A 26926-nucleotide genomic window follows, 5' to 3' on the forward strand; every position below is an offset into this window, starting at 1 on the left:
TTCGATGTTAACCGATCGCGCCCCTCGCTGCTAGGGCGGTTTCTTGCAGGTTGTACGCGCCAGCCGCCCGGCAGTTCTGATATGCTTAGCCGGAAGCTACCCATTCAAAATCAAGGAGCCGGGATGAACGCTAAATCCCCCGAGCAGACCAACCCCGAAGTTCTGCGTGCCCTGGTGACCGGAGTACTGGCCGCCTTTGAACACCCGACGTTGAAAAATAACCTGACCGCGCTGAAGGCCATCCATCACTGCGCGCTGCTGGACGACGTGCTGCATATCGAACTGACCATGCCGTTCGCCTGGCAGAGCGGCTTTGAGGCGCTGCAAGAGCGCGTCAGCGCCGAGCTGCTGCGCGTGACCGGCGCCGGCGCCATCGACTGGAAGCTGAAGCAGGATATCGTCACCCTCAAGCGCGCCAACGATCAGCCCGGCATCATGGGCGTGCGCAACATCATCGCCGTCAGCTCCGGCAAGGGCGGGGTGGGGAAATCCAGCACCGCCGTTAACCTGGCGCTGGCGCTGGCCGCCGAAGGCGCCAAGGTCGGCATCCTGGACGCCGACATCTATGGCCCGTCGATCCCCAACATGCTGGGCACCGAACACGAGCGCCCGACGTCGCCGGACGGCCAGCACATGGCGCCGATCATGGCGCACGGCCTGGCGACAAACTCCATCGGCTACCTGGTCACCGACGATAACGCCATGGTGTGGCGCGGCCCGATGGCCAGCAAGGCGCTGATGCAGCTGCTGCAGGACACGCTGTGGCCGGATCTGGATTACCTGGTGCTGGACATGCCGCCGGGCACCGGCGATATCCAGCTGACGCTGTCGCAAAACATTCCGGTGACCGGCGCGCTGGTGGTGACCACCCCGCAGGACATCGCGCTGCTGGACGCCGCCAAGGGCATCGTGATGTTCGAAAAGGTGCATGTGCCGGTATTGGGCATCGTGGAGAACATGAGCGTGCATATTTGCAGCAACTGCGGTCACCACGAACCGGTCTTCGGCACCGGCGGGGCGGAAAAGCTGGTGAAGAAATACAACAGCCGCCTGCTGGGGCAAATGCCGCTGCATATCTCGCTGCGTGAAGATTTGGATCGCGGCGCGCCGACGGTGATCAGCCGCCCGGACAGCGAGTTCGCCGAGATGTATCGCCAGCTCGCCGGCCGCGTCGCCGCGCAGATGTACTGGCAAGGGGATGCGATCCCGACGGAGATTTCGTTCCGCGCGCTGTAAGGCACCGAAAGCAAAAACCGGCCAGTTGGCCGGTTTTTTATTAGAGCTGCGGCGTCTGCCGATGCAGATCCGCCCGAGTATAGGGGCGCTCGATATGCGCCAGCGCGGTGGCGATATGTTCCAGCAGGCCCTGCGTCGGCGCCGGCTGCCGTTGGCCCATCAAGGCCAGCGGCACCGCCAGCGTAACGGCGATCTGCGGCCAGGAGAGCTGCGGGCGAGGTTTGCCGCGCTGCAGCCACAGAAACAGCGTGCTGGCCAGATAGCCTAAAATCAGTCCGCTGATCACTTCAGAAGGGGAGTGCACGTGGATAGCCAGCCGCGACATCCCGATAGTGAGGGGCAAGAGCAAACCGGCGACCAGAGCCAGGCTGCGCAGCGGATGGGTGAAGCGCCCGGTCAGCGCCCACAGCAACGGGGGCCAGATGCTGGCGGCAAGCGCCGAATGCCCGCTGAAGCCGGTGAAATCATAACGTTCGCTGCCGATGCCCCAGCCCATAAAGGCCAATTTTGACAGGCAGACTATCCCGCCGGCGCAGCCGAAGATCAGCGCCCATTGCCAGCCGGCGGTTCGGGTGGCGCGAGGAATGGCCAACACGGCAAAAAGAATCAGCGAGCACGGCAGCAGCAGCATGCTGTCGCCAAAAAAAGTCAGAAAATACCAATCCAGCACATCAATCTCCGGTGAACGAGGGTAACGCCCAAAATTGGGGCCCGAGCCAGCGCAGCAGTGTAACCTGCTCGCGTAGATCGCCATAGGCGCAGTAATCTTAAACTTTGTCGCGCCGGCCAGGGCTAAATAGGCGTGCAGCCGATAATATAGAGTGGCGCAAAGCCGGCTGACTCCCTATAATTGTCGCGTTTTAGTTCCCCCCTTCACACTACGAAATCAGGTCTTTAATTTTATGACTGACAAGCCGCATCAGTGCGTCATTATTGGTATAGCTGGCGCATCTGCCTCCGGAAAAAGCCTCATTGCCAGTACGTTATATCGCGAACTCCGCGACCAGGTCGGCGATGAACATATCGGCGTGATACCAGAAGACAGTTATTACAAAGACCAAACGCATCTGACCATGGAAGAACGGGTCAAAACCAACTACGATCACCCGAGCGCCATGGACCACAACCTGCTGTTCCAGCACCTGCAAATGCTGAAATCAGGCAAGGCGATAGAACTGCCGCTGTACAGCTATACCGAACATACGCGCAAAAAAGAGACCGTTCACCTGGAGCCAAAAAAGGTGATTATTCTGGAAGGGATCCTGCTGTTGACGGATATCCGTCTGCGTCAGGAAATGAACTTCTCGATCTTCGTCGATACCCCGCTGGATATTTGCCTGATGCGCCGCATGAAGCGCGACGTGAATGAACGCGGCCGTTCGATGGATTCGGTGATGGCTCAATATCAGAAAACCGTGCGTCCAATGTTTCTGCAGTTTATTGAACCTTCCAAGCAGTATGCCGACATTATCGTGCCGCGCGGCGGCAAGAACCGCATTGCGATCGATATTCTGAAAGCCAAAATCAGTCAATTCTTTGAATAAAGCCGCTTCATGGCCGGAAAACCCGTATTTCCGGCCTGCGGCCAACTATTTGCGCCCCGGCGTAGACCTTTCGCCCGTTGTGTGGCAATTTTTGTGTAGTTATGCGCTTTGCTTTGATGGAGAAAAGAAATGAGACTGTGCGACCGCGATATAGAAGCCTGGCTGGATAGCGAAAAACTGGTGATTTCACCGCGTCCGCCGATTGAGCGCATTAACGGGGCCACAGTGGATGTCCGTTTGGGCAACCAGTTCCGCGTGTTTCGCGGCCATACCGCCGCCTTTATCGATCTTAGCGGGCCAAAAGACGAAGTCAGCGCCGCGCTGGACCGCGTGATGAGCGATGAAATCGTGCTGCCGGAAGGCGAGGCTTTCTTCCTGCACCCGGGGGAATTGGCGTTGGCGGTTACGCTCGAGTCCGTGACGCTGCCGAACGATTTGGTCGGCTGGCTGGACGGCCGCTCTTCGCTGGCGCGCCTGGGGCTGATGGTGCACGTCACCGCACACCGCATCGATCCCGGCTGGCAGGGCCGTATCGTGCTGGAGTTCTATAATTCAGGTAAGTTGCCGCTGGCGTTACGCCCGGGCATGTTGATCGGCGCGTTGAGTTTTGAACCCTTGTCCGGACCGGCCGACAGGCCATACAACAGCCGGCAGGATGCCAAATACCGCGATCAGCAGGGTGCGGTGGCCAGTCGAATCGACAAGGACTAACGGCGCCGCAAGCACGGCCGCTGTGGCGCTGACAAGAGGGTGGCATGAGAAGACTACTGACGACATTGGTGATTTTGCTGGTTGTGTTGGTTGCGGGAATGTCCGCGCTGGTGCTGTTGGTGAATCCGAATGATTTTCGCGCTTATATGGTCAAGAAGGTCGAGCAGAAAAGCGGTTATCAGCTGACGCTCGAAGGCGACCTGCGCTGGCACATCTGGCCGCAGTTGAGCATTTTGGCCGGCCGCATGACGCTGACTGCGCCGGGCGCCCAGGCGCCGGTGGTGAGCGCTGACAACATGCGCCTCGACGTCAAGCTGTTGCCGCTGTTGTCGCACCAGCTGTTTGTCAAACAGGTGATGCTGAAGAACGCCGTCATTCGCCTCACCCCGGACAGCGAAGAGCAATCCAACGTCGACGCGCCCATCGCGCCGGCCGGCAAAGGCGGCGAGTCCGTGGACACGCCGTGGAAATTCGACATCGATAATCTGCGGGTGGTGGACAGCCTGCTGATTTGGCAGCGGGCCGATAACGAGCAGATCAACGTCAGGGACATCAACCTCAGCCTGCAGCAAAATGACAAGCGTCAGGCGCAGATGGAGCTGTCCAGCCGGGTGAATCGCGATCAGCGCGATTTGACCTTCACCCTGGCGGCCGATATCGATCTGCAGCAATACCCACGCCAGATCGGCGCTAAGGTGACCCGGTTCAATTACCAGCTGGCGGGCGCCGACATCCTGAACGGCGGCATCAAAGGCGAGGGCAGCGCCGAGGTGGCCTATCAGCAAACGCCGCGGAAAATCGCGCTCAACCAACTGAACGTCAGCGCCAATGACAGTCAGTTTGCCGGCGATGTCAGCGCCAGCCTGGATGACATCCCCACCTACGTGCTGAATCTGACGTCGTCCCATCTCGATCTCGATGCGCTCTCCGGCTGGCAGTCCAGCGCCGGCTCGCCGGAACAGCGCCAGACGATGACCTTCGCGCCGGTGATCGCCAGCCAGGCGGACGATCGGCAACAAAATCTCGACGCGCTGCACGATTTCAATGCGCAGCTCAATCTGCAGGCCGCCCAACTGACCTATCGCGGCCTGAGCATCGCCCAACTGGACGTTCAGGCCGACAACCAGCATGGGCTGTTGACGCTGCATAAACTTTCGGGCCAGGTGGCCGGCGGGGATTTCTCTCTGCCCGGCTCGCTGGATGCGCGCGGCGCCAAACCGGTTATCGCGGTGCAGCCGGTGGTGAAGCAGGTTGAACTGGGCACGGTGCTCAAGGCCTTTGACATGCCGCAGGTGATGACCGGCAAGTTCAGCCTGCAAGGGGAGCTGACCGGCGATCGCCTGACGGCGCAGTCTTTTGAACATCGTTGGCGCGGCACCGCCCGCTTGGCGATGCAGGACGCGCAGCTGCACGGCCTGAATATTCAGCAGCTGATTCAGCAGGCGGTGGCGCGCAACGACGCCAGCGTGCGCGGGCAGGACCAATATCCGCGTTATACCGAGGTTAAACAGCTGGCGGCGCAGGCCAGCCTGGCGCAGGGGACGGTCAAAATCAGCGAGATGAACGCGGAGTCTTCGCTGCTGAATCTGAACGGCGGCGGCACCGTCGATATGCCGGGCAAGCAGTGCGACATGGCGCTTAACGTACGGGTGACCGGCGGTTGGCAGGGGCGCGGCGAACTGATCGAGCAGCTGCAGAAAACGCCGATCCCGTTACGGGTATATGGCCCATGGAACCAGCTTAACTATCAGCTGCAGGTCGATCAGGTGCTGCGCAAGACGCTGCAGAACCGGGCCAAGGATGCGTTGAACAAATGGGCCGAAAAGAACAAGGAATCGCGCGAAGGCCAGGACCTGAAAAAACTGCTCGATAAGCTTTAACCGCCCGGATGCGGGCCTTTGCGGCCCGCATCGCCTGGGTGTCGCCCGCCAATAATTTCCTGACGTTACCTTGATGAAGGTTATGACCGCCCGCGCCGAGATTGTGCAGAGTAGCGCCTCATGATGCGCTCACGCGCGAAAGAACGAACAAGCTGAGGAAATATGATAGAACTTCTGATTGGCGCCGCAGTGGCGGCCGGCGTTGGCCGCTATATCATCAAAGGCTATTCGGCGACCGGGGTTCTGCTGGTGGGCGGCCTGCTGTTGCTGGCCATCAGCGCCCTGATGGGGAAAACGCTGCTGCCGGCCGGCGCGACCTCGACCGGCTGGAGCGCCACCGATATCATCGAGTACGTCAAAATCCTGCTGATGAGCCGCGGCGGCGACCTTGGCATGATGATCATGATGCTGTGCGGATTCGCCGCGTACATGACGCATATCGGCGCCAACGACGTGGTGGTGAAGCTGGCTTCGCGGCCGCTGCAGATGATCAACTCCCCCTATCTGCTGATGGTGGCGGCCTACTTTGTCGCCTGCCTGATGTCGTTGGCGGTGTCTTCCGCCACCGGACTGGGGGTGCTGCTGATGGCGACGCTGTTCCCGCTGATGGTTAACGTCGGCATCAGCCGCGGCGCCGCGGCCGCCATTTGCGCCTCACCGGCCGCCATTATTCTGGCGCCCACCTCGGGCGACGTGGTGCTGGCCGCCAAGGCGGCGGAGATGCCGCTGGTCGATTTCGCCTTTAAAACCACCTTGCCGATCTCGATTGCGGCCATCGTCTGCATGGCGGTCGCGCATTATTTCTGGCAGCGCCACCTCGACAGAAAGAACGATGAACAGCATCACATCATGGACGTCAGCGAAATCACCACGCATGCGCCGGGCTTCTACGCCATTTTGCCGTTTACCCCGATCCTCGGCGTGCTGGTATTCGACGGCAAGTGGGGGCCGGAGCTGCATATCATTACGGTGCTGGTCGGCTGCATGCTGCTGGCGGCGCTGATCGAGTTCGCGCGCAGCTTCAGCGCCAAACAGGTATTCAGCGGATTGGAAGTGGCCTACCGCGGCATGGCGGATGCCTTCGCCAGCGTGGTGATGCTGCTGGTGGCGGCGGGCGTATTCGCCCAGGGGTTGAGCACCGTCGGCTTTATCAGCGGCCTGATCGGCCTGGCCCAGTCGTTTGGCACCGGCGGCCTGATTATGATGCTGGTGCTGGTGGTGATTACCATGCTGGCGGCGATGACGACCGGTTCCGGCAATGCCCCTTTCTACGCCTTTGTGGAGCTGATCCCCAAACTGGCGGCGCAAATGGGCGTCAACCCGGCTTATCTGGTGATCCCGATGCTGCAGGCTTCCAACCTGGGGCGCACGCTGTCGCCGGTTTCCGGCGTGGTGGTGGCGGTGTCCGGCATGGCGAAAATTTCACCCTTTGAGGTGATGAAACGCACGTCGGTGCCGGTGATAGTCGGTTTGATCGTGGTGATTGTGGCGACGGAGCTGCTGGTTCCGCAGCATCCGTAATGGCGGCCGGGCGATGCCCGGCGCCTGTCAGACTTCGTAATCGGCGGCCGGCCGCGACAGCGGGGTGATTTTCACCTTCTGGATGCGGTGGCTGCTGACCTCCAGGGGTTCGAACAGGTAGTCGCCGATCCGCAGCTGCTCCCCCTCCTGCGGGATGCGCTGGCTGTGCTCCATCAACAGGCCGGCCAGCGTATGATATTCCCGTTTCTCTTCCAACGGCAGAGGCAGATACAGCACCAGATCTTCCAGCGGCATATAGCCGTTGGCGGTCCAGCTGCCGTCTTCGTTCTGCTGAATGTCATGCCGCGCGTCGACCTCCTCGCCGGCTTCCGGCAGGTTGCCGGCGATGGTCTCCATGACGTCGGTCAAGGTCACTATGCCCTCGACGGAACCGAACTCGTCCACCACGAACGCGAAGTGCGTCTGCGCCTGGCGGAACTGTTCCAGCGCGCTCAGCAGCGTCAACTGTTCGGGGAAGATCAGCGGTTGACGCACCAGCGCGCGCAAATCCAGCGGCGCCTGCGCCAGCTGTTGCTTGAGCACGTCAATGGTATGGATAACCCCCAGCGGCTCGTCGCTGGCGCTGTTTTCCACCACCACGATGCGCGTATGCTGGTTTTTCTCCAGCAGCTGCGTCAGCTTTTCCTGCGGATCGTTCAGCTCGAGATATTCCACATCGTGACGCGAGGTCATGATGCTGCTGACCGTGCGCTGCGCCATGCCCAACACGCGCTCGATCATATGCCGTTCCTGCTGATTGAAAATTTCGCCGCTTTCGTTGGCGCTGTCGGCCAGCAGATTGGCGGAGTGGCTGTCCACTTCCGCCTCTTCATGCTTGCCGCTCAGCATGCGCAGCACCGCCTCGGCGGTGCGTTCGCGCAGCGGCCGCACCTTGGACAGGAAGCGCCGGCGATTAAACTGCGCCAGCTGGTTCAGCGCTTCGATCATCACCGAGAAGCCAATCGCCGCGTACAGGTAGCCCTTGGGTATGTGGTAGCCGAAGCCTTCGGCGACCAGGCTGAAGCCGATCATCAGCAGGAAGCTCAGGCACAGGATGACGATGGTGGGGTGGCCGTTAACGAAGCGGGTCAAGGGCTTGCTGGCCAGCAGCATCAGACCGATGGCGATACAGACCGCGATCATCATCACCGCCAAATGATCGACCATGCCGACCGCGGTGATCACCGAGTCGAGCGAGAAGACGGCATCCAGCACCACGATCTGCGCCACCACCGGCCAGAACCGGGCGCCTTTGCGCGGCCCCTGCTGCTCTTCATCCTTGCCTTCCAGCCGTTCGTTCAACTCCATGGTGGCCTTGAACAGCAGGAATACCCCGCCGACCAGCATAATGAGATCGCGGCCGCTGAACGGGTGTTCGGCGACGATGAACCAGGGTTTGGTGAGCGTGGCCAGCCAGGAAATGGACGCCAGCAGCACCAGCCGCATCAGCAATGCCAGCAACAGGCCGACGACACGGGCCTTATCTCTTTGTTGTTTAGGTAATTTTTCCGCCAGGATGGCGATGAAGATAAGGTTGTCTATACCCAGAACGATTTCCAGCACGACCAGAGTGGCCAGGCCGGCCCAAATTGTTGGATCTGCGATCCATTCCATACGCCCAATTTCACCTGTAAGTTCGACGGCTTATGCCGCTCAGGAATGATGGGTGCTGCGGCGGGAAAATTCAACTTTTATAGGCGGGCTGCGGGAAGCGAGGGGCGCGGAAAGACACTTCAAATCAGCATAATAACACGCGTAAATTAGCTAGATATGCCGGAAAAAAGACAAGTCAGGCGAAGGACATTACGGCGTTCACAAAAGAAGCGGAAAGGCAAAAACCAATAAAATCAATAAGTTGCATATTATTTGCTATGCTACCATGAGTATAAGCCGTAAGCGTTAGTAGTCTTATTCTGAAAACAGCCAGCCACGGGTATCTAAGGCTTGTATCGATAGGCCAATAGTATAAGAATCTTAGCCATATAAACGGTAACAACTAACATCGTTTGGTTATAAAGACACAGTTTTTTTTATTGTTTTGTGACCGATACATCAGATGTGTTGTGGTACGAGCTGCAGTTTACATAACGGCGTGATTGAAATTCATACGATTGCGCACAGGAAAGTCACTAACAGTGCTTTGGTAGCTGCAAGCCAAGGGCGGTAGCGTGTCCGATGCATTCTCATGCACATCGCGAACCTGCCCTGAATTGGCGCAGCTGCATCATCAGTAATTTGCTTGTGGATGGAAAAATGCAGAAAAGACTTAAGGCTGTGATCCCTGTAGCGGGGTTGGGAACCCGCATGTTGCCGGCAACCAAGGCAATCCCTAAAGAAATGTTGCCGGTGGTCGATAAACCGCTCATTCAGTACATCGTCAGCGAATGCGTCGCGGCCGGCATCAAAGACATCGTGTTGGTCACCCACTCGTCGAAAAATGCGATCGAGAACCACTTTGACACCTCCTTTGAGTTGGAAGCGGTGCTTGAGTCGCGCGTTAAACGCCAGCTGCTGGCGGAAGTGCAAAGCATTTGCCCACCGGACGTGACGGTGATGCAGGTGCGGCAGGGCCAGGCGAAAGGGTTGGGGCATGCGGTGCTGTGCGCCAAGCCGATGGTCGGCGATGAACCTTTTGTGGTGCTGCTGCCGGACGTGCTGCTGGATGATTCAACGGCGGATTTGCGTAAAGAGAACCTGGCCAAGATGATCCAACGCTTTGGTGAAACGGGTTACAGCCAGATTATGGTTGAGCCGGTGCCGGAGCAGGACGTTTCCAAATACGGCGTGGTGGACTGCGGTGGCGTGCCGCTTGCCGCAGGTGAAAGCACCTCCATGACCGCCGTGGTTGAAAAACCGGCGCGTGAAGATGCGCCTTCCAATCTGGCCGTGGTCGGCCGCTATGTGCTTTCCGCCGATATCTGGCCGCTGCTCGAGAAAACCCCGCCGGGTGCGGGCGACGAAATCCAGCTCACCGACGCCATCGCCATGCTGATGGATGAAGAAACGGTTGAAGCATTCCATATGAGCGGTAAATCCCATGACTGTGGCGACAAGCTTGGCTATATGAAAGCCTTTGTGCAATATGGATTGCGCCACAGCTCTGAAGGTGAAGGTTTCAGCCAGTGGCTGAAGCAGACACTGAGCAAGTAAGTTAGGCTATTACGGCTTAAAACGATCACAAGATTGAATGAGGACTACCATGACGAAGTTGAAAGCGGTCATCCCTGTTGCCGGTTTAGGCATGCGTATGTTGCCGGCAACCAAGGCTATTCCAAAAGAAATGTTGCCGATCGTCGATAAGCCGTTGATTCAGTACATTGTCAATGAGTGCGTCGCTGCGGGGATCAAAGAGATCATTCTGGTGACGCATTCATCCAAGAATGCCATCGAAAACCACTTTGATACCTCTTTTGAGCTCGAAGCGATGCTCGAGGCGCGAGTGAAGCGCCAATTGCTGGAGGAAGTGCAGTCGATTACGCCAAAAGGCGTGACGCTGATGCATATTCGCCAGGGGCAACCCAAAGGCCTGGGACATGCGGTACTCTGCGCTAAACCGCTGGTGGGCGATTCGCCATTTGTGGTGGTGTTACCGGATGTTTTACTGGATGATGCGAAAGCCGACTTGAGAAAGGATAACCTTCCTCATATGATTGCTCGCTTCGAACAAACCGGGCAGAGTCAGGTGCTGGTTCAGACCGCAGACGAAAATGTACTTCACGATTACTCCGTAGTGGAGTGCGAAAACCCTTCGCTGCAGCCGGGCGAGAGCTCGCGTATGACTTCAATTATTGAGAAACCCGGTCGTGAGATTCAGCTCAAATCCAATTTTTCCGCCGTGGGACGCTATGTCCTCTCTGCGGATATCTGGCCGATTCTGGAAAAAATAGAGCCAGGCGCATGGGGACGCATCCAGCTGACGGATGCGATCGCCGAACTGCTCAAGCAGCAGCCGGTCGACGCGACTGAATTGGTGGGGGAGTCCTTTAACTGCGGCGAAAAAATGGGTTATTTGCGAGCGTTTGTCACTTATGGTTTACGCCACCCAACCCAAGGTAAAGCATTCCGCGAGTGGGCCGAAAGGCTGGCGTTGTAATAAGTTTATTCTGACATAATAGGGAATAAGCTTTATAGTTATGGCCAGGTTGGCATTGATTTAACGAGTTCGCATATCGCCATCACCTCGGGCTATTATAGGGGGATGCTGTGTGCGAAGCGAAGTCGTATACATAACGGCACTATACGATAGCAAGTCTGGTTTCAATGGATGCTAAATGAAATACGTTGACAACGCATTTGTGAAGCTTTTACGGACGCTCAATTTTTGCTGAGTGCTGCGATAGCGCCATGGTTGGCAGAGGACTTGGCACAGCAAACATATTTACTTTGAAAGTGATGATAACTCGATGGCAAAAAAACAATGGAAACTGATACCACTCTTGGTATCGATTAGTGTGATCAGCGGTTGTACGATCATCCCTGGCACCCATCTTTCAACCAGTGGAAAAGACGTTGTCAAGCAACAGGATAGTGATTACGATCTCGATAAGTTGGTAAATATTTATCCGCTGACGCCAAGCCTGGTTGACAAAATGCGACCTGATGCCGTTGTGGCCCAGGCCAACCCTGCGTTGGAACGTGAGTTACAGAATTACGAGTACCGGATCGGCATTGGCGACGTGCTGATGGTGACCGTTTGGGATCACCCCGAGTTGACGACGCCAGCCGGCCAGTACCGCAGCGCCAGCGATACCGGCAACTGGGTTAACTCCGACGGCACGATATTCTACCCTTACATCGGTAAGGTGAGAGTGGCCGGGAAGACCTTGTCGCAGGTACGCAGTGAGATTTCCAACCGCTTGGCGCAGTTTATCGAAAGCCCGCAGGTTGATGTCAGCGTGGCGGCATTCCGCTCGCAAAAAGCCTATGTCACCGGTGAGGTGTCGAAATCGGGCCAGCAATCAATCACCAACGTGCCCCTTACCGTGATGGATGCCATCAACGCCGCCGGTGGCCTGTCTGAAAATGCAGATTGGCGCAACGTGGTGTTGACGCACAACGGCAAGGAACGACGCATTTCTTTGCAGGCGCTGATGCAAAAAGGCGATCTGACGCAGAACCAGCTGCTGTACCCCGGTGATATCCTTTATATCCCGCGTAACGACGATCTGAAAGTGTTCGTTATGGGGGAAGTTAAGAAACAGACCACCCTGAAAATGGACCGCAGCGGCATGACGTTGACCGAGGCCTTGGGCAATGCGGAGGGTATCGATCAATTGGCCTCCGATGCGACGGGCGTCTTTGTTATTCGTCCGTTACACGGTACCGAAGGCAGCAAACTGGCGAACATTTATCAGCTCAATGCCTCAGATGCGGCAGCCATGGTTATGGGCACGGAGTTCCATCTGCAACCATACGATATCGTTTATGTAACAACTGCACCTGTCGTTCGTTGGAACCGTGTCATCAGCCAACTGGTGCCGACAATCAATGGTTTCAATAATCTCAGTGAAGGTACATTGCGTATCCGCAATTGGCCGTAGGTGTAGATAGGTAACTATATGTTTAATTCGATATTGGTTGTTTGTGTTGGCAATATCTGTCGCTCCCCTACGGGGGAGCGTTTATTGAAGAATTTGCTGCCAAACAAAAAAATCTCTTCGGCGGGATTGGGTGCTTTGGTCGATAAGCCGGCAGATGCAACCGCAGCCGAGGTCGCGATAGAGCGAGGAACCTCACTCGACGGGCACCAGGCGCAACAGCTGACGGCAAAAATGTGTCGCGAGTACGATCTGATTCTGGTGATGGAGAAAGAGCATATTGATTCCGTCTGCCGTTTGGCGCCTGAGGTCAGGGGAAAAACCATGCTGTATGGGCATTGGCTCGCGCAGCGAGAAATTGCCGACCCCTACAGGAAATCCCGCGAAGCCTTCGAGTTTGTATATGAGCTTCTTGATAAATCAGCCCAAAAATGGGCTCAAGCTTTAAGCCGCTAAGTCAATCAGGATTACCAATGGCAGATAAGAATAGAGTAAGTGTGTCGCAGGGTGACAGTTCGGATGAACTGGATATCGGTCGTTTAGTCGGAGAGCTGATTGACAATCGCTGGTTGATTATTGGTGTTACGGCAATTTTTCTTACCTTCGGCATTATATATTGCCTGTTCGCAACGCCGATCTACAGTGCGAATGCGATTGTTCAGGTTGAGCAAAACGTAGGCAACAAGCTATTAAGCAACATCAACCAGATGTTGCCTTCGGGTCAGCCGCAGTCAGCGCCGGAAATTGAATTATTGAAGTCCCGAATGATTCTCGGGAAGACAATAGAAGATTTGAACCTGACGACGGAAATCCAACAGAATTACTTCCCCATCTTCGGCCGCGGTTTAGCGCGTTTGATGCATAACGACCCGGGAAAATTGGCGGTAACCAAGTTTAGCGTACCGAAAAGTTGGGATTCCCCTTCGTTGACCCTGACGGTAGACAGCCCGACTGATTACACTATCAGCAAAGATGGTGACGAGCTGTTTAAAGGCAAGGTTGGCGTATTTGCCGAGAACAAGGGCGTCTCAATTCTGGTCAGTGACATTGTTGCTGAACCTGGCACCGACTTCACCATTACGGCCAGAACCTTCTTGTCAGTCGTTAATCAGCTGACTCAACAGTATGACGTTGTTGACCAAGGTAAAGATACCGGCGTTTTAGGTTTGACCCTGACAGGGGATGACCCGGTTCTGATCCAAAAGATTTTAGACAGCATTACGCGTAACTATCTTGAGCAAAACATTGAACGCAAGTCAGAAGAGGATGCCAAAAGTCTGGTATTCCTGCGGATGCAGTTGCCGAAAGTTCGTGAGGCTTTGGATACAGCCGAAGATAAATTGAGTCGCTATCGTCAGCAGAAAGACTCTGTTGACCTGTCGATGGAAGCCAAATCGATACTCGACAGTATTGTTTCCGTAGAAGGTCAGTTGAATGAGTTGACCTTCAAAGAAGCCGACATTTCTAAGTTGTATACCAAGGAACACCCTGCGTATCGTTCTTTGCTCGAAAAGCGTAAAACGCTTGAAGAAGAAAGGGAACGTTTAAACAAGCGGGTGAACACCATGCCTGAAACTCAACAGGAAGTTGTACGTTTGAGTCGAGACGTGGATTCTGGCAAAGAAGTCTATATGCAATTGCTTAATCGTGAGCAGGAGCTGAATATTTCCAAAGCCAGTACCATTGGTAACGTGCGCATCGTCGACCGTTCAATGACAGCTGATAAACCTGTGCAGCCGCGTAAAGCGGTCATTCTGTTCCTGAGCCTGGTCTTGGGTGGTTTGGTGTCCTGCGGTTACGTGTTGGCACGGACTTATCTGCATCGTGGTATTGAAAGTCCTGAACAGCTGGAAGCATTGGGTATCAACGTTTATGCGAGCGTGCCACTTTCAGAATGGCAGCGTAAACAGGATATTGAACTGCAGTCTAAAATGGGTGGCAAGAAGCGAAACGCTGACGCCAATTCATTGCTGGCCTTTGGCAACCCTGCCGATCTGGCGGTAGAAGCAATTCGTAGCCTGCGCACCAGCCTGCATTTCGCCATGATGGAAGCTAAGAATAATGTGTTAATGATCTCTGGCGCCAGCCCGGGAATCGGTAAAACATTCATTAGTGCCAACCTGGCAGCCGTTGTGGCACAAACGGGCCAACGGGTGCTGCTGATCGACAGCGATATGCGTAAAGGTTATGCGCATGAGTTACTCGGTGCAGACGGGAAAAGAGGGCTCTCAGACGTATTATCCGGGAAGATGGCCATTAACGAGGCGGTGCAGAAAACGGATAATAACGTTTTTGACTTTATTTCTCGTGGGCAAATCCCGCCAAACCCGTCAGAGCTGTTAATGCATAGACGTTTTGAAGAGGCGTTGGCCTGGGCATCTGAACATTACGATTTGGTATTGGTCGATACCCCACCAATTCTGGCGGTGACCGATGCGGCGATCATCGGCAAACTTGCGGGCACCTCGTTGTTGGTGGCCAGGTTCGAGTTGAACAGCCCGAAAGAAGTCGAGGTGAGCGTTCGCAGGTTTGAGCAGAATGGTATTGATATTAAAGGCGTGATACTCAATGCTGTGGTGAGAAAGGCATCTAATTATTACAGTTACGGTTACGATTATTATGAGTACAGCTATAAATCCAAAGATTAACATATAGCTGACCTAAGCGGCTTATCGAAATCGATAAGCCGCTTAGGAATTTAATCTCCTGCCACCCCCTCCTAAGTAAAATATTTCAAGTTTTAATTAGCTCTCTGTGAACTTGCGAACAACTACGTAGGGACCATAATGAATGATGTAAAAGTGAGTATCGTTGTACCAACATATAATGGTGGGGATATATGGCGGACGTCGGCGGGTCTTATAGCGGAGAATCTTGCTGATGAGTACAATGTATTCGTTATCGATTCATCCAGTGAGGATGATACAGTAAATATAGCCAAGAATAATAATTTTTCTGTTGAGGTGATTTCGGCATCTGAATTTAATCATGGTGGGACAAGGAATAAAGGCGTAAATATATCCGAATCAGATATTGTTATCTTTTTTACGCAGGATGCTATTCCGGAAGTTGATTGCATAAAGAATATCTTGAAAGTATTTTCAGATCCCAAAATCGCTTGCGCATATGGCAGGCAATTGCCGCATGTTGATGCCAACCCCCTGGCTCAGCACGCGAGAAACTTTAACTATAAGCAACAAAGTTACATTAGTGACCTCAGTAAGAAAGATACCTTGGGCTTAAAAACAGTTTTCATGTCTAACTCATTCTCTGCTTATAGAGTTTCAGTTTTTAATGAGTTGGGCGGTTTCCCTGAAAGTACCATCTTGGGTGAGGATATGTATTTTGCAGGGAAGGCCGTGCTTGCCGGTTACAAATTAGCCTATGTGGCGGATGCCCAGGTTAAGCACTCGCATAACTATACTGCCCAGGAAGAGTTTAAACGTTACTTTGATATTGGTGTCTTCCATCGGGATGAGGAATGGATCTATAACGCATTTGGTGGTGCCGGCGGGGAAGGGAAAAAGTTTATTTTGTCAGAGATGGCCTTTTTAATTAAAAAACACCCACGTTGGATACCTGCCGCATGTATCAATAACTTTGCGAAGATAGTGGGTTATAAACTTGGCGAGAACTATAAGAAAATTCCAGGCACGTGGCGGCGAAAGCTAAGCATGCATAAAAGATATTGGGATAGTGTCTCGGATTAACAGTCCTACTAATAAGGATAACTCTATGAGTGCGCTCAGTTACTCAAAAAAAACGAATATTGTAAAACTTATATTGGCATTATCTGACTTTGTGTTTTTTACTCTGTCTTTAGTTATTGCCGTAAAGTTAATCGGATTGTTTGGTGCTAACATCGATGAATTCATTCCTAAATCAGAGATGTCAGCTCGTTTTCTGACCCATGTCATGCTGGCCGTGTTATGTGTCGGATGGTTTTGGGTCAGGTTACGCCATTACACATATCGAAAGCCTTTTTGGTTTGAATTAAAAGAAATATTTCGCACCTTATTGATATTTGCGGTATGCGATCTTGCTTTAGTGGCGTTCTCTAAATGGCAGTTTTCGCGTTACGTCTGGATATTGACCTGGACCCTGGCCCTGATATTGGTACCGTTGGCGCGGGCAATAACAAAACGCCTGCTAAACAAACTCGGGATGTGGCAGAAACATACGATTATCATCGGTTCCGGCAAGAATGCTTGCGATGCTTACGCGGCCTTGCAGAGCGAAGAAGTTTTAGGATTCGCAATTTGCGGTTTCTTCTCCAGTGGTAAACAGTGCGAAAAAGAATTGCTGGGAAAACCCGTTATCTGTGATGAGAAAGAATTGTGGCAGCAGAGCGATCCTGAAACGACTCAGTTCATCGTGGCATTGGAGTTCGATGAGCATGCATTGCGTGATGAGTGGCTTAAAAAACTTGCAAAGCATCACTGCCGTTCGGTTTCCGTTATCCCAACACTTCGCGGTGTTCCATTATATGGAACGGACATGTCGTTCATTTTTAGTCATGAAGTAATGATACTGCGAGTGAGTAATAGCCTGGCCAAAAGAACCTCGCGTTTTTTGAAAAGAACATTCGATATTATCGGCTCGGTATCCATTATACTTTTACTGTCCCCAATTTTGGCCATTCTGGCTTATCTGGTTTCTAAAGATGGTGGTAAGGCGATCTATGGTCATGAACGTGTCGGCCGTGACGGTAATAAGTTCAAATGCTTAAAGTTTCGTTCTATGGTGATGAATTCGCAAGAAGTACTCAAGCAACTATTAGAAAATGATCCTGAAGCGCGAGCCGAATGGGACAAAGATTTTAAACTCAAAAATGACCCTCGCATTACCAGAGTCGGTAAATTCATTCGAAAAACCAGTTTAGATGAGTTACCGCAACTCTTTAACGTACTGAAGGGCGAAATGAGTTTGGTGGGGCCGCGTCCGGTAATCGAAAAAGAATTAGAGCGCTATGCCGGCGATGTTGATTACTACCTGATGGCAAAACCTGGAATGACAGGTCTTTGGCAGGTCAGCGGAAGAAACGATGTGGACTATGATACCCGTGTATATTTTGATGCATGGTATGTTAAAAATTGGTCCCTATGGAATGATATTGCAATTCTTTTCAAAACCATCAATGTGGTATTAAAAAGAGATGGCGCATATTAAATAATATAATGGATATTGAGGGTGCTATGAAAATTATCGTTACCGGCGGTGCCGGGTTTATTGGGTCTGCTGTGGCTCGCCATATTATTAACGATACCGCGGATGAGATCTTGGTTCTGGATAGCCTGACCTATGCAGGGAATCTCGAGTCGTTAAAAACGATTGCAGACAGCGAGCGTTATACATTTGAACATGCCGATATTTGCAATCGTGCAGAACTGGACCGCATCTTTAGTGAATTTAAACCAGATGCAGTGATGCATCTGGCTGCAGAAAGCCACGTAGACCGTTCTATTGATGGCCCCGCCGCATTTATTGAAACCAATATTGTGGGTACTTACACTCTCCTGGAAGCGGCGCGTCAATATTGGAATACGCTGGATGCGGACGGGAAAAAGGCATTCCGTTTCCATCATATTTCTACCGATGAAGTCTATGGCGACTTGCATGGTACCGATGACCTGTTTACCGAGACCACGCCGTATGCCCCAAGCAGCCCGTATTCCGCTTCTAAAGCGTCCAGCGACCATCTGGTTCGCGCGTGGCTGCGTACCTACGGTTTCCCAACCATAGTCACCAACTGTTCCAACAACTATGGTCCTTATCATTTCCCGGAAAAATTGATCCCGCTGATCATCCTTAACGCACTGGATGGCAAATCCTTACCGGTGTATGGCAATGGCGCACAAATTCGTGATTGGTTATATGTAGAAGACCATGCCCGTGCGCTATATAAAGTTGTCACAGAGGGGGAAGTGGGGGAGACCTACAACATCGGTGGCCATAACGAGCGTAAAAATATCGAAGTGGTGCAAACAATTTGCCGCTTGTTGGATGAGTTGGTGCCAAACAAACCGGCAGGCGTGGGGCAATATGAAGACTTGATTACCTATGTCACTGACCGTCCTGGCCACGATATTCGTTACGCGATTGATGCTTCAAAAATTGAGCGAGAGCTGGGTTGGAAGCCTCAAGAGACGTTTGAGAGCGGTATTAAAAAAACGGTAGAATGGTATCTGGCGAATGAAGAGTGGTGGAGCCGAGTTAAAGATGGTTCATATGCTGGTGAGCGCTTAGGTCAGGCCCGTTAATATTAAGTTAGGAGTAGAAAATGAAAGGTATTGTATTAGCGGGGGGCTCCGGCACACGTTTATACCCAATCACTCGTGGTGTATCTAAACAATTGCTGCCTATTTATGATAAACCGATGGTTTATTATCCAATTTCGGTGCTGATGTTAGCCGGCATTCGGGACATTCTGGTTATCTCAACGCCAGAGGATATGCCCTCTTTCCAGCGCTTACTTGGAGATGGCAGCCGTTTTGGCATCAGACTGAGCTATGAAATCCAACCAAGTCCAGATGGGCTGGCTCAAGCTTTCCTGATTGGCGAAGAGTTTATCAACGGTGAGCGCTGCGCTCTGGTTCTGGGTGACAATATCTATTTTGGCCAAAGTTTCGGTGCAAAATTGGAAAACGTAGTAGCCCGTAATGAAGGTGCTACCGTTTTCGGTTATCAGGTTATGGATCCTGAACGGTTTGGTGTTGTTGAGTTTGACGAGCAATTCCGGGCCTTATCTCTTGAAGAAAAACCTAAGGTGCCCAAGTCCAACTGGGCGGTTACCGGCCTGTACTTCTATGACAACAATGTCGTGGATATGGCCAAGCAGGTTAAGCCTTCCCACCGCGGTGAGCTGGAAATTACCACGTTGAACCAGATGTATCTGGATCAAGGTAATTTGAATGTAGAACTGCTGGGGCGCGGTTTTGCCTGGCTGGATACCGGGACACACGACAGCCTGATTGAAGCATCGCAATTCATTCATACCATTGAGAAACGTCAGGGGTTCAAAGTGGCGTGCCTGGAAGAGATTGCATTCCGCAAAGGGTGGCTTTCGCGTGAACAGGTAGCGGAAGAAGCAAAATTGCTCAGTAAGACACTTTATGGGCAGTATCTTGCTCATTTGATCGGGGACAAGTGATATGCAGGTTATCGACACAAAAATTGAAGGCGTAAAAATTATTCAGCCTAAGGTCTTCGGTGATGCGCGCGGTTTCTTCCTGGAAACCTTCGAGAAAAAACGCTACCAAGAAATGCTGAATATCGATCTTGATTTTGTTCAGGACAACCATTCGCGTTCCGCCAAAGGCGTGTTGCGCGGCTTGCATTTTCAAAAAGTAAATCCGCAAGGTAAGCTGGTTCGCGTAGTCCGCGGCGAAGTTTTCGATGTGGCCGTCGATATTCGCCCGGATTCACCGACCTACGGCGCCTGGGAAGGCGTCATTCTGTCGGAAGAGAACAAGACGCAATTTTGGGTCCCGCCAGGCTTGGCACATGGTTTCGTGGTTCTTTCCGATATTGCCGATTTCGAATATAAATGCACGGATTACTACAACCCGGCGCATGAAGGTTGTCTGCTGTGGAACGATCCTGAAGTTGGTATCGAATGGCCAATTGATAATCCACTGCTTTCTGAGAAAGATAAAGTCGGTAAGTTGTTTAAGGAGTTGGCCAAATGAAGGTATTGCTGACGGGCTCTAAAGGGCAGCTGGGCAGCTGCTTCCAGGATCGTTTGCCGCAGGGTTGGGAAGTCTGGGCTACGGACTCGGACGTGCTCGATATTACCGATTTAGCCAAAGTTAAACAGGCGGTCGCGCAATTTGAACCGAACGTTATCGTTAACGCCGCTGCATATACCGCAGTAGATAAAGCAGAGAGTGACCGCGAATTGGCGGCTCTGATCAACGAGACTGGCCCCAAAAATTTGGCGTTGGCAGCCAACGACGTTGGCGCGCGCCTGGTGCATGTGTCGACTGACTATGTTTTCGACGGCACGGCGACGACGCCTTATGTTGAAACCGATGCAACGAACCCGCTGGGCGTTTACGGTAAAACCAAGCTGGATGGTGAGATTGCCGTCGCCGGTGTACAGCCCGAAGCCATCATTATTCGCACCGCTTGGGTATTCAGTGAGTATGGCAATAACTTTGTGAAAACCATGCTGCGGTTGGCTAATGATCGCGACACCTTGGGGGTGGTTGCCGACCAGTACGGTTGCCCGACCTATGCCGGAGATATTGCATCTGCAATTATTAGCTTGCTATCGGCGAACGTCAAAGGTGGTATTTATCATTATTGCGGATCAGATGAAATGAACTGGGCGGATTTCGCAGAAAGAATATTCGAGTATGCGAACGATGCCAAGCTAATTGATAAGAATATTGTAGTGAAAAAAATCACTACTGAAGATTATAAAACACCAGCGGCAAGGCCAAAGTATTCAATTTTATCAAAGAGCAAGATATCTGAACAGGGCATTCGTAGCGTTAGTGTTTCTGATAGTCTGAGATATGTTTTAAATGAAATTAAGAATAAATAATTTCTTTTGAGTAAATGGTATGTCTTGGGGTGGGTATGGGCAATCGTGATAAAAATGGGAGTTTTATGGATAATTTGCCAAAGGTGAGTGTTTATATTTCGACGTTCAATCGGTTAGAGCGACTTAAGCGAGCTATTCGTTCTGTAAAAGAACAAGATTATAAAAATATAGAACTGATTGTTTGCGATGATGCTTCTACGGATGAAACGAAAAGTTTTATGGAAAGTCTGGCAGAAAGTGATTCGGATATTATCTATCTGCGTAATGAGGAAAATAAAGGCGCCTGTGCAACAAGGAATTTGGGTATATTCAAGGCTACAGGGCACTTTATTACAGGGCTAGATGACGATGATGAATTTACACCGGATAGAATAAGATTTTTAGTAGATAGCTGGAATGATAAATACTCATTCATTTGTTGTGATTTTATCGAGAGGTTTGCAGACGGGAAGCAAAAGAACTTTTATAATAAAAAAAAGGATATATACTTTAGCGATTTTAGATCGATTCTTTTCGAAAATGTTGCTTCAAATCAGATATTTACATTGACCTCTCGATTAAGAGACATTGGTGGCTTCAATCCTGAAGTTAAGCGCTTGCAAGACTGGGATACTTGGTTACGGTTGGCGAATAAATACGGTGGTTTTTTACGTAAGAAAGAATCGAAGTATATAATGCATCATGATCATACAATTAACGAAGAGCGAGTGTCAAAAAGTTACCCCCTCAGTCGTTCTTTGACGGACTTGTTAAACAGAAATAAGAGCATGTATCAGGGGAGTGATAGAGATTTTATGCAATTTCTTATCGATATGAGTGATAAAAAAGTAGGTATTCCAAGAGCTGCTTACTGGAGTTTTATAAAATTCAATCCGAAGTTTATTGTTAAGAAATTAATAAACAGATAAGGCAGTGCTAACTGAATCAAGAAGTGTTATAATTATATATAAATATTTTTGTTATTAATATTTGGCATCTAATAAATAATACTTCTTGAGTTAACCTAATGATGGCAACCATGTCTAAAATAAAATCTAGTTTCTTTATAAAAACTACAATATATTTGCTCGTTCTACGCAGTCCATTAATTATTGTTTCTATACTCTGCTATTTGTTTTCACATAAGAAAATATTTGCCAAGTTCACTATAACCATTATCCCTTTTTTAATATTCTTGGTTGTCGCGGCTCTTTATTCAATGCAAATGAATAATGATTTGGCAAATATATCGGGTCAGGGTAGGGATATTCTTCTTGCGGTTATTGTTGCCTTGTTTTTGGTTGAGTGTGGGCGTTATGATATTAGTAATAGGGAAATAATATATAATTCTTTAAAGATATGTCTTTCCTTAATTGCATGTGGGAAAATATTCATCATAATATTTTCTGTGATCACAGGGATTAGCTCGCTAGATATCATTACCTGGATTACAGAAGTCTGGGACATTAATATGATGAAGTTGGGTGTCGGCGATACATTCATCACTCGTCTACAAATCCCCATGGATTCACTAGTTCCATTTATGCTTTATTTCATAACGAAAGATATGATTCTTGGGAGGGGGGGGTTAATACTAAGATCGTTTTCATATTATTAGTTATCTCTCTCGCTTTAACCTTATCAAGATCTTTCTGGGCTCAAGGTGTTCTGTTCATTGGCTTGGCTATATTATTAGAAGCTACATTTTCAAAAATTGTCAAGATATCGATTTTATCTATAGTTGGCATCGTAATAATACTATTCTTTACCCCGCTTGGTGATGTAATATTTGCACTTATAGATTCCCGACTGAATAATCAGAGTTTAAATGCTGCTTCTGACAAGGAGCGTATATTCCAAAACAATGCATTGTTAAATGCAATATCTTCTCATCCTCTTCTCGGCCATGGAATGGGATATTATATACCAAATGCACTGCGGTCAACGTCTACGCCATATTTGTATGAAAGTCAAACCTTGTCATTGGTTATGGATTTTGGAATAATAGGTGTCAGCACTCTGTTTTTGATTTTCTTATTTACATGTCTATCCAATGCTATAAATGTCAATGGTAAAAAACGAGTTAAGAATTTAATTATGCCATTAGTGTGTTTTGCTATCTGGTTATTATCTGGTTCTGTGAACCCGTTTTTATTCGGTGCTTCAGGCGGGATTATTATATTCTTCTTCTCGAGATTCCATTTCGTTGATGATTTCTACAAAGAAAAATGATAGTCAAGTGGTTTACTATAAAAACTTAATATGAAGATTACATGGAAAATGGTATGAGTAATAAATGCTTGGTTATCGTAGTTACGTATAATAGTGAAAAACATATTCAGTGGTGCGTTAGTGGCCTCGATAACATAAACAGTGATCTGGAAATCAGAATTGTAGATTCAGGATCTAAAGATACCGAGTATTTAGATCATTTGATATCGACTAATAAGCTTAGCGTTATCAAAGAAGAAAATATTGGTTTTGTTGCGGGCAATAATAAAGCGCTATACGACCTTGATAAATTTGATTGGGTTCTATTTTTGAATCCTGATGCACGTATTGAAAGCGGCTGCCTGGAAAAACTGTTGAGTTTCGCAGCATTACCGGAACAAAATAATGTTGGGATGCTTACGGTTCCATTGGTTCGGTATGATATTCATGCTAATAAGTCGTTGAATGTTTTTGATTCGGTTGGAATAGCCTGTAACTATTATGGACGTTGGCAAGATATTAAGGCGAACGAACCACAAATAGATATTGAAGAGACTTTTACGCCTGCAGAAGCTATCTGCGGTGCTTTTATGTTGACTCGAGTCTCTGCGCTAACTCAATGCGTTGATTCGAAGGGGTTGCCAGGTTTCGAACGTACTTATTATATGTACAAGGAAGACATTGAAATATCTCAGCGACTTGTCAAGGCAGGCTGGCGTTTAGGTATCTACAATGAATGTACCGCATTCCATTGTCGTGGGTGGAATGCCTCGAGAAAAGCTGTTCCATATTGGGCAAAATGGCATTCTGCGATAAATGATGTCGATGTGGCAAAGAAATATAAATGGCGTGCATTACCCTTGGCGTTGAGCAAGCTTGCTTGGGTTAAGTTTGTTGAAAAAAAATAGGTCGTGGAGTGTTTATGAAAGTCATTACTGTACTAAATTCTGATTTTGATAATTTGTGTTTTCAGCTTGCTGATAAGATCAATGCAGGTTACTCACCGGACCTAATCGTTGGTATCGCCACTGGAGGCGAGTTTGTTGCAAAAAAGATTGCAGAGAGGTTGAATTTACCCACTGTAATTATCAAGCGGCAGAGAGCCTCAACTAAACATAAGAAAAAATTCAAGATAGCGAAAGTGCTACCTTTATTGCCAGTGTTTATAAATAACTCCCTTAGGATTGCTGAAATTAAGTATAATGAATGGCGGTTTAATCGTAATGGACGAGCGGTAAGTTCTGGTGAGGTCATTTTCAAAGAGGGCGATTTGAGACTGCTTAAAGAATGCCAGAATATTGTCTTGGTTGATGATTCCGTAGATAGCGGTGGAACATTTGTTGATTGTATTAAATATATCAAAAATCAAGTAGGCGAGGGTGCAGCAGTCAGAACTGCTGCACTTAATGTGACCTTTTCCAATCCTGTTGTAAAACCGGACTTCTGCATGTATGAAGACATTCTGCTGCGTTGTCCTTGGGCTAACGATGTGGCTCCGGCGAAATGAAATATATTGCATACGATCTAGATGGAACCTTGGTTAAATTCAATACTTTTAAAGTATGGATTATTTTGTCATTCTTATTATCGTTTGTTTTTTTTCGATTCTCTTTTTTGAAGAGATTTATAGGATTCGTCCGTCTTCGAAAACAACGAAAGCTGGATCGCGTAGGTTTTAAGGCGGCGGTCTTGGCTATTCAGGTTGGTTCACCTTTCTGGAAAAAGGTGGGGAAATTATATGGTAACTATTTGGCAATCTTTTCTCTGCGGCAAGATCTATTAGCATTGCATAAAGATGCAATCCGTTGTCTTGCTACGGCTGCTCCGGATATCTATGTCATTCCGTTTTCACAGAAAGCAGGTGTTTTTGATACGGTGATTTACTCTCATTTTGTATCTGATAATACATTCATAGAAACTCTCAATGAAGAGAAAAAGAAAGCCGTATTGAAAGTTTTCTCTTCAAATCCAGATTTTTTGTTTACCGATCATTATGATGATTTTCCATTAATCAACGCTTGCAAGTTCACCTATTTGGTTTCACCTGACCCCGCTTCTAAAAAGAAGCTTGTTGAGAGATTATCCCAGGAAAATTATCAAATAATTGATTGATATGAATGAAGCTAACCCGCCGTATCTTGGCTAACTGGTCATCATACTATTATCTGATATTGGGAATTTCTTGGGTTACATACACCCTCTCTCAGCCCTTTCTGATTGCAATTATTTAATTGATGAAGGAAAGTGGGCAATTTTTATAGGTCATTAAATAATTATGAGTCTACGAGAAAAAACGGTGCGGGGAGCTAAATGGTCTGCAATTTCCACCGTGATCATTATAGGCCTCAGTTTTTTACAATTGACATTGCTTTCACGTATGATTGAGCGAAGTGAGTTTGGCCTTCTGACCATAGCCATGGTCGTGATCGCACTTGCTGACACTATTTCAGACTTCGGTATATCAAATTCAATTGTTCAGAAAAAAGACATTACAGAGTCTCAATTAACCACGCTATATTGGTTAAACGTCGGGATTGGATTTACGGTTAGCGTTGTCACGTTTTTAACCAGCGGCTTGATTGCTGATGCCTTAAATGCACCAGGGTTAGAGCCATTGGTTAAAATAATCTCCATTGCCTTTTTGCTTATCCCGCATGGGCAACAGTTCCGCGCTTTGATGCAAAAGGAGCTTGATTTTGCTACTATCGGTAAAATCGAGTCATTTTCCTATTTCTTGGGCTTCGCGTTTTCTCTCGGCTTTGCCACTATCTACCCTTTCGCCATTGTTGCGATCTACGGGTATTTAATTAACGCTTTGGTAAGAACGTTATTGTTCGCTTATTTCGGCCGCAGTATTTATCGCCCCAGCATGAAGTTTTCATTTTTCGAGGTGAAATCTAACATCAAGTTTGGCGCTTATCTGACCGCTGACAGTCTTGTCAATTTCCTCAATACCAACGTTTCAACAGCTATTTTGGCACGGACATTAGGTACAGTTGTCACCGGGGGCTATAACCTGGCTTATAATGTCGCGGTTATGCCGCCGACCAAGTTAAACCCCATTATCACGCGTGTCTTATTCCCTGCGTTTGCAAAAATTCAGGATGACAGTGCCAAGTTGAAAGACTCTTTCTACAAACTGATTTCTCTGGTTGGTATCATCAACTTTCCGGCATTGCTTGGCTTGATGGTGGTTTCTCATAGTTTTGTGTTGTTTGTTTTTGGCGAGCGCTGGCTGTTCATTACTCCTATTTTGCAAATTCTTTGTGTCGTCGGTCTTCTTCGTTCTATTGGCAATCCTATAGGCTCTTTGCTGATGGCCAAGGCCAGGGTTGACATTAGTTTTAAGTTCAATGTGTTCAAAACATTGCTTTTTATCCCGAGCATGTTGCTTGGCGTTAAGTTAGGTGGCGCTATAGGGGTTGCACTGGCATTTTTAATCGTCCAGGTTATCAATACTTACCTTAGCTATTTCATATTGATTAAACCAGTGCTTGGCCCCAGTTATCGTCAGTACATTGATAGTCTATGGTTGCCATTTAAATTAACGGTGCCGACCATAGTTGTCAGTTGGTGTGTTGGGTATTTTATGCCTCCTCAGGTATCGAATGCCGTTAGTTTATTTATGCAAATATTTCTTGGTCTTTTTGCTTTTGCTATAACCATTTACTTCACTAAGGCGCCGTTGATTAATGAAGTGAAGTTGCAGCTAATTAAAAGTGAAAAATTACGTAAAATTTTCAGGGTGGAATGTTAAAG

General features: G+C 49.5%; 25 protein-coding genes. 23 read left to right on the forward strand and 2 right to left on the reverse strand.

The genetic code is table 11. The features are described from left to right. The first annotated feature begins 123 nt into the window (after positions 1-123). Entirely contained in the window at positions 124-1236 is a 1113-nt protein-coding gene (gene apbC, locus D7I37_RS15405; RefSeq protein WP_129543953.1) for an iron-sulfur cluster carrier protein ApbC, read from the forward strand. Between the two features lie 40 nt (positions 1237-1276). Here the strand turns inward: apbC and D7I37_RS15410 are convergent, their stop codons facing one another. Then, positions 1277-1906 (reverse strand): phosphatase PAP2 family protein, encoded by a 630-nt coding sequence (locus tag D7I37_RS15410; RefSeq protein WP_095096600.1) that lies wholly within the window; start codon positions 1904-1906, stop codon positions 1277-1279. A 232-nt stretch (positions 1907-2138) separates the two neighbouring features. Between D7I37_RS15410 and udk the strand changes: the two genes are divergently transcribed. The 4 genes from udk to dcuC all read left to right on the forward strand — a co-directional run bounded on the left by udk (position 2139) and on the right by dcuC (position 6892). Further along, positions 2139-2780 (forward strand): uridine kinase, encoded by a 642-nt coding sequence (gene udk, locus D7I37_RS15415; RefSeq protein ID WP_061798457.1) that lies wholly within the window; start codon positions 2139-2141, stop codon positions 2778-2780. A 129-nt stretch (positions 2781-2909) separates the two neighbouring features. After that, the gene (gene dcd, locus D7I37_RS15420) at positions 2910-3491 is read left to right on the forward strand and encodes a dCTP deaminase (RefSeq protein WP_061798459.1); all 582 of its coding nucleotides are present in this window, start codon (positions 2910-2912) and stop codon (positions 3489-3491) included. 44 nt (positions 3492-3535) lie between these two features. Beyond that, complete coding sequence (gene asmA, locus D7I37_RS15425) at positions 3536-5371, forward strand: outer membrane assembly protein AsmA (RefSeq protein WP_129543954.1); 1836 nt, start codon at positions 3536-3538, stop codon at positions 5369-5371. Between the two features lie 162 nt (positions 5372-5533). After that, positions 5534-6892 carry an anaerobic C4-dicarboxylate transporter DcuC gene (dcuC, locus tag D7I37_RS15430; RefSeq protein ID WP_129543955.1) on the forward strand — a complete coding sequence of 453 codons (1359 nt, stop codon included), beginning with the start codon at positions 5534-5536 and terminating at the stop codon, positions 6890-6892. 27 nt (positions 6893-6919) lie between these two features. Here dcuC and D7I37_RS15435 read toward each other — a convergent pair whose 3' ends face one another. Then, positions 6920-8506 (reverse strand): TerC family protein, encoded by a 1587-nt coding sequence (locus D7I37_RS15435; RefSeq protein ID WP_061798464.1) that lies wholly within the window; start codon positions 8504-8506, stop codon positions 6920-6922. A 639-nt stretch (positions 8507-9145) separates the two neighbouring features. Here D7I37_RS15435 and galU point away from each other — a divergent pair. The 18 genes from galU to D7I37_RS15520 all read left to right on the forward strand — a co-directional run bounded on the left by galU (position 9146) and on the right by D7I37_RS15520 (position 26924). Further along, positions 9146-10042: a UTP--glucose-1-phosphate uridylyltransferase GalU gene (galU, locus tag D7I37_RS15440; RefSeq protein WP_061798466.1), complete on the forward strand. Its 897-nt coding sequence runs from the start codon at positions 9146-9148 to the stop codon at positions 10040-10042. Positions 10043-10091: 49 nt separating this feature from the next. Further along, positions 10092-10985, forward strand: a complete 894-nt coding sequence (locus tag D7I37_RS15445; protein ID WP_061798468.1) for a sugar phosphate nucleotidyltransferase — start codon at positions 10092-10094, stop codon at positions 10983-10985. Between the two features lie 310 nt (positions 10986-11295). Beyond that, entirely contained in the window at positions 11296-12432 is a 1137-nt protein-coding gene (locus D7I37_RS15450; RefSeq protein ID WP_095096607.1) for a polysaccharide export protein, read from the forward strand. 18 nt (positions 12433-12450) lie between these two features. Beyond that, complete coding sequence (locus tag D7I37_RS15455) at positions 12451-12885, forward strand: protein tyrosine phosphatase (protein WP_095096610.1); 435 nt, start codon at positions 12451-12453, stop codon at positions 12883-12885. A gap of 17 nt (positions 12886-12902) precedes the next feature. Beyond that, positions 12903-15077, forward strand: a complete 2175-nt coding sequence (wzc, locus tag D7I37_RS15460; RefSeq protein WP_129543956.1) for a tyrosine-protein kinase Wzc — start codon at positions 12903-12905, stop codon at positions 15075-15077. Positions 15078-15215: 138 nt separating this feature from the next. Then, positions 15216-16139, forward strand: a complete 924-nt coding sequence (locus D7I37_RS15465) for a glycosyltransferase family 2 protein (protein ID WP_129543957.1) — start codon at positions 15216-15218, stop codon at positions 16137-16139. Between the two features lie 25 nt (positions 16140-16164). Continuing rightward, positions 16165-17598 carry an undecaprenyl-phosphate galactose phosphotransferase WbaP gene (gene wbaP, locus D7I37_RS15470; RefSeq protein WP_129543958.1) on the forward strand — a complete coding sequence of 478 codons (1434 nt, stop codon included), beginning with the start codon at positions 16165-16167 and terminating at the stop codon, positions 17596-17598. Between the two features lie 26 nt (positions 17599-17624). Next, positions 17625-18689, forward strand: coding sequence for a dTDP-glucose 4,6-dehydratase (rffG, locus tag D7I37_RS15475; RefSeq protein WP_095100072.1), 1065 nt, complete (start codon positions 17625-17627; stop codon positions 18687-18689). Positions 18690-18709: 20 nt separating this feature from the next. After that, entirely contained in the window at positions 18710-19579 is an 870-nt protein-coding gene (rfbA, locus tag D7I37_RS15480; protein WP_129543959.1) for a glucose-1-phosphate thymidylyltransferase RfbA, read from the forward strand. Between the two features lies 1 nt (position 19580). Beyond that, positions 19581-20117 carry a dTDP-4-dehydrorhamnose 3,5-epimerase gene (gene rfbC / locus D7I37_RS15485; protein ID WP_061798481.1) on the forward strand — a complete coding sequence of 179 codons (537 nt, stop codon included), beginning with the start codon at positions 19581-19583 and terminating at the stop codon, positions 20115-20117. Then, positions 20114-20977 (forward strand): dTDP-4-dehydrorhamnose reductase, encoded by an 864-nt coding sequence (gene rfbD, locus D7I37_RS15490; RefSeq protein WP_095096622.1) that lies wholly within the window; start codon positions 20114-20116, stop codon positions 20975-20977. The genes rfbC and rfbD overlap by 4 nt, the downstream gene beginning before the upstream one ends. A gap of 35 nt (positions 20978-21012) precedes the next feature. Then, complete coding sequence (locus D7I37_RS15495; protein WP_231922131.1) at positions 21013-21885, forward strand: glycosyltransferase; 873 nt, start codon at positions 21013-21015, stop codon at positions 21883-21885. A gap of 110 nt (positions 21886-21995) precedes the next feature. Continuing rightward, positions 21996-22574, forward strand: coding sequence for a hypothetical protein (locus tag D7I37_RS27370; RefSeq protein ID WP_242502700.1), 579 nt, complete (start codon positions 21996-21998; stop codon positions 22572-22574). Between the two features lie 2 nt (positions 22575-22576). Continuing rightward, positions 22577-23188 (forward strand): O-antigen ligase, encoded by a 612-nt coding sequence (locus D7I37_RS27375; RefSeq protein WP_242502922.1) that lies wholly within the window; start codon positions 22577-22579, stop codon positions 23186-23188. 41 nt (positions 23189-23229) lie between these two features. Next, positions 23230-24075, forward strand: coding sequence for a glycosyltransferase family 2 protein (locus tag D7I37_RS15505; RefSeq protein WP_231922133.1), 846 nt, complete (start codon positions 23230-23232; stop codon positions 24073-24075). Positions 24076-24089: 14 nt separating this feature from the next. Further along, complete coding sequence (locus D7I37_RS15510; RefSeq protein WP_095096629.1) at positions 24090-24674, forward strand: phosphoribosyltransferase; 585 nt, start codon at positions 24090-24092, stop codon at positions 24672-24674. Then, positions 24671-25279, forward strand: coding sequence for a haloacid dehalogenase-like hydrolase (locus D7I37_RS15515; protein ID WP_129543960.1), 609 nt, complete (start codon positions 24671-24673; stop codon positions 25277-25279). The genes D7I37_RS15510 and D7I37_RS15515 overlap by 4 nt, the downstream gene beginning before the upstream one ends. A gap of 163 nt (positions 25280-25442) precedes the next feature. Next, positions 25443-26924: an MOP flippase family protein gene (locus D7I37_RS15520; protein ID WP_095096635.1), complete on the forward strand. Its 1482-nt coding sequence runs from the start codon at positions 25443-25445 to the stop codon at positions 26922-26924. The last annotated feature ends 2 nt before the right edge of the window (positions 26925-26926 follow it).

The sequence above is a fragment of the Serratia sp. 1D1416 genome (assembly GCF_003641105.1).
GTDB classification, from domain to species: Bacteria; Pseudomonadota; Gammaproteobacteria; order Enterobacterales; family Enterobacteriaceae; genus Serratia; species Serratia ficaria.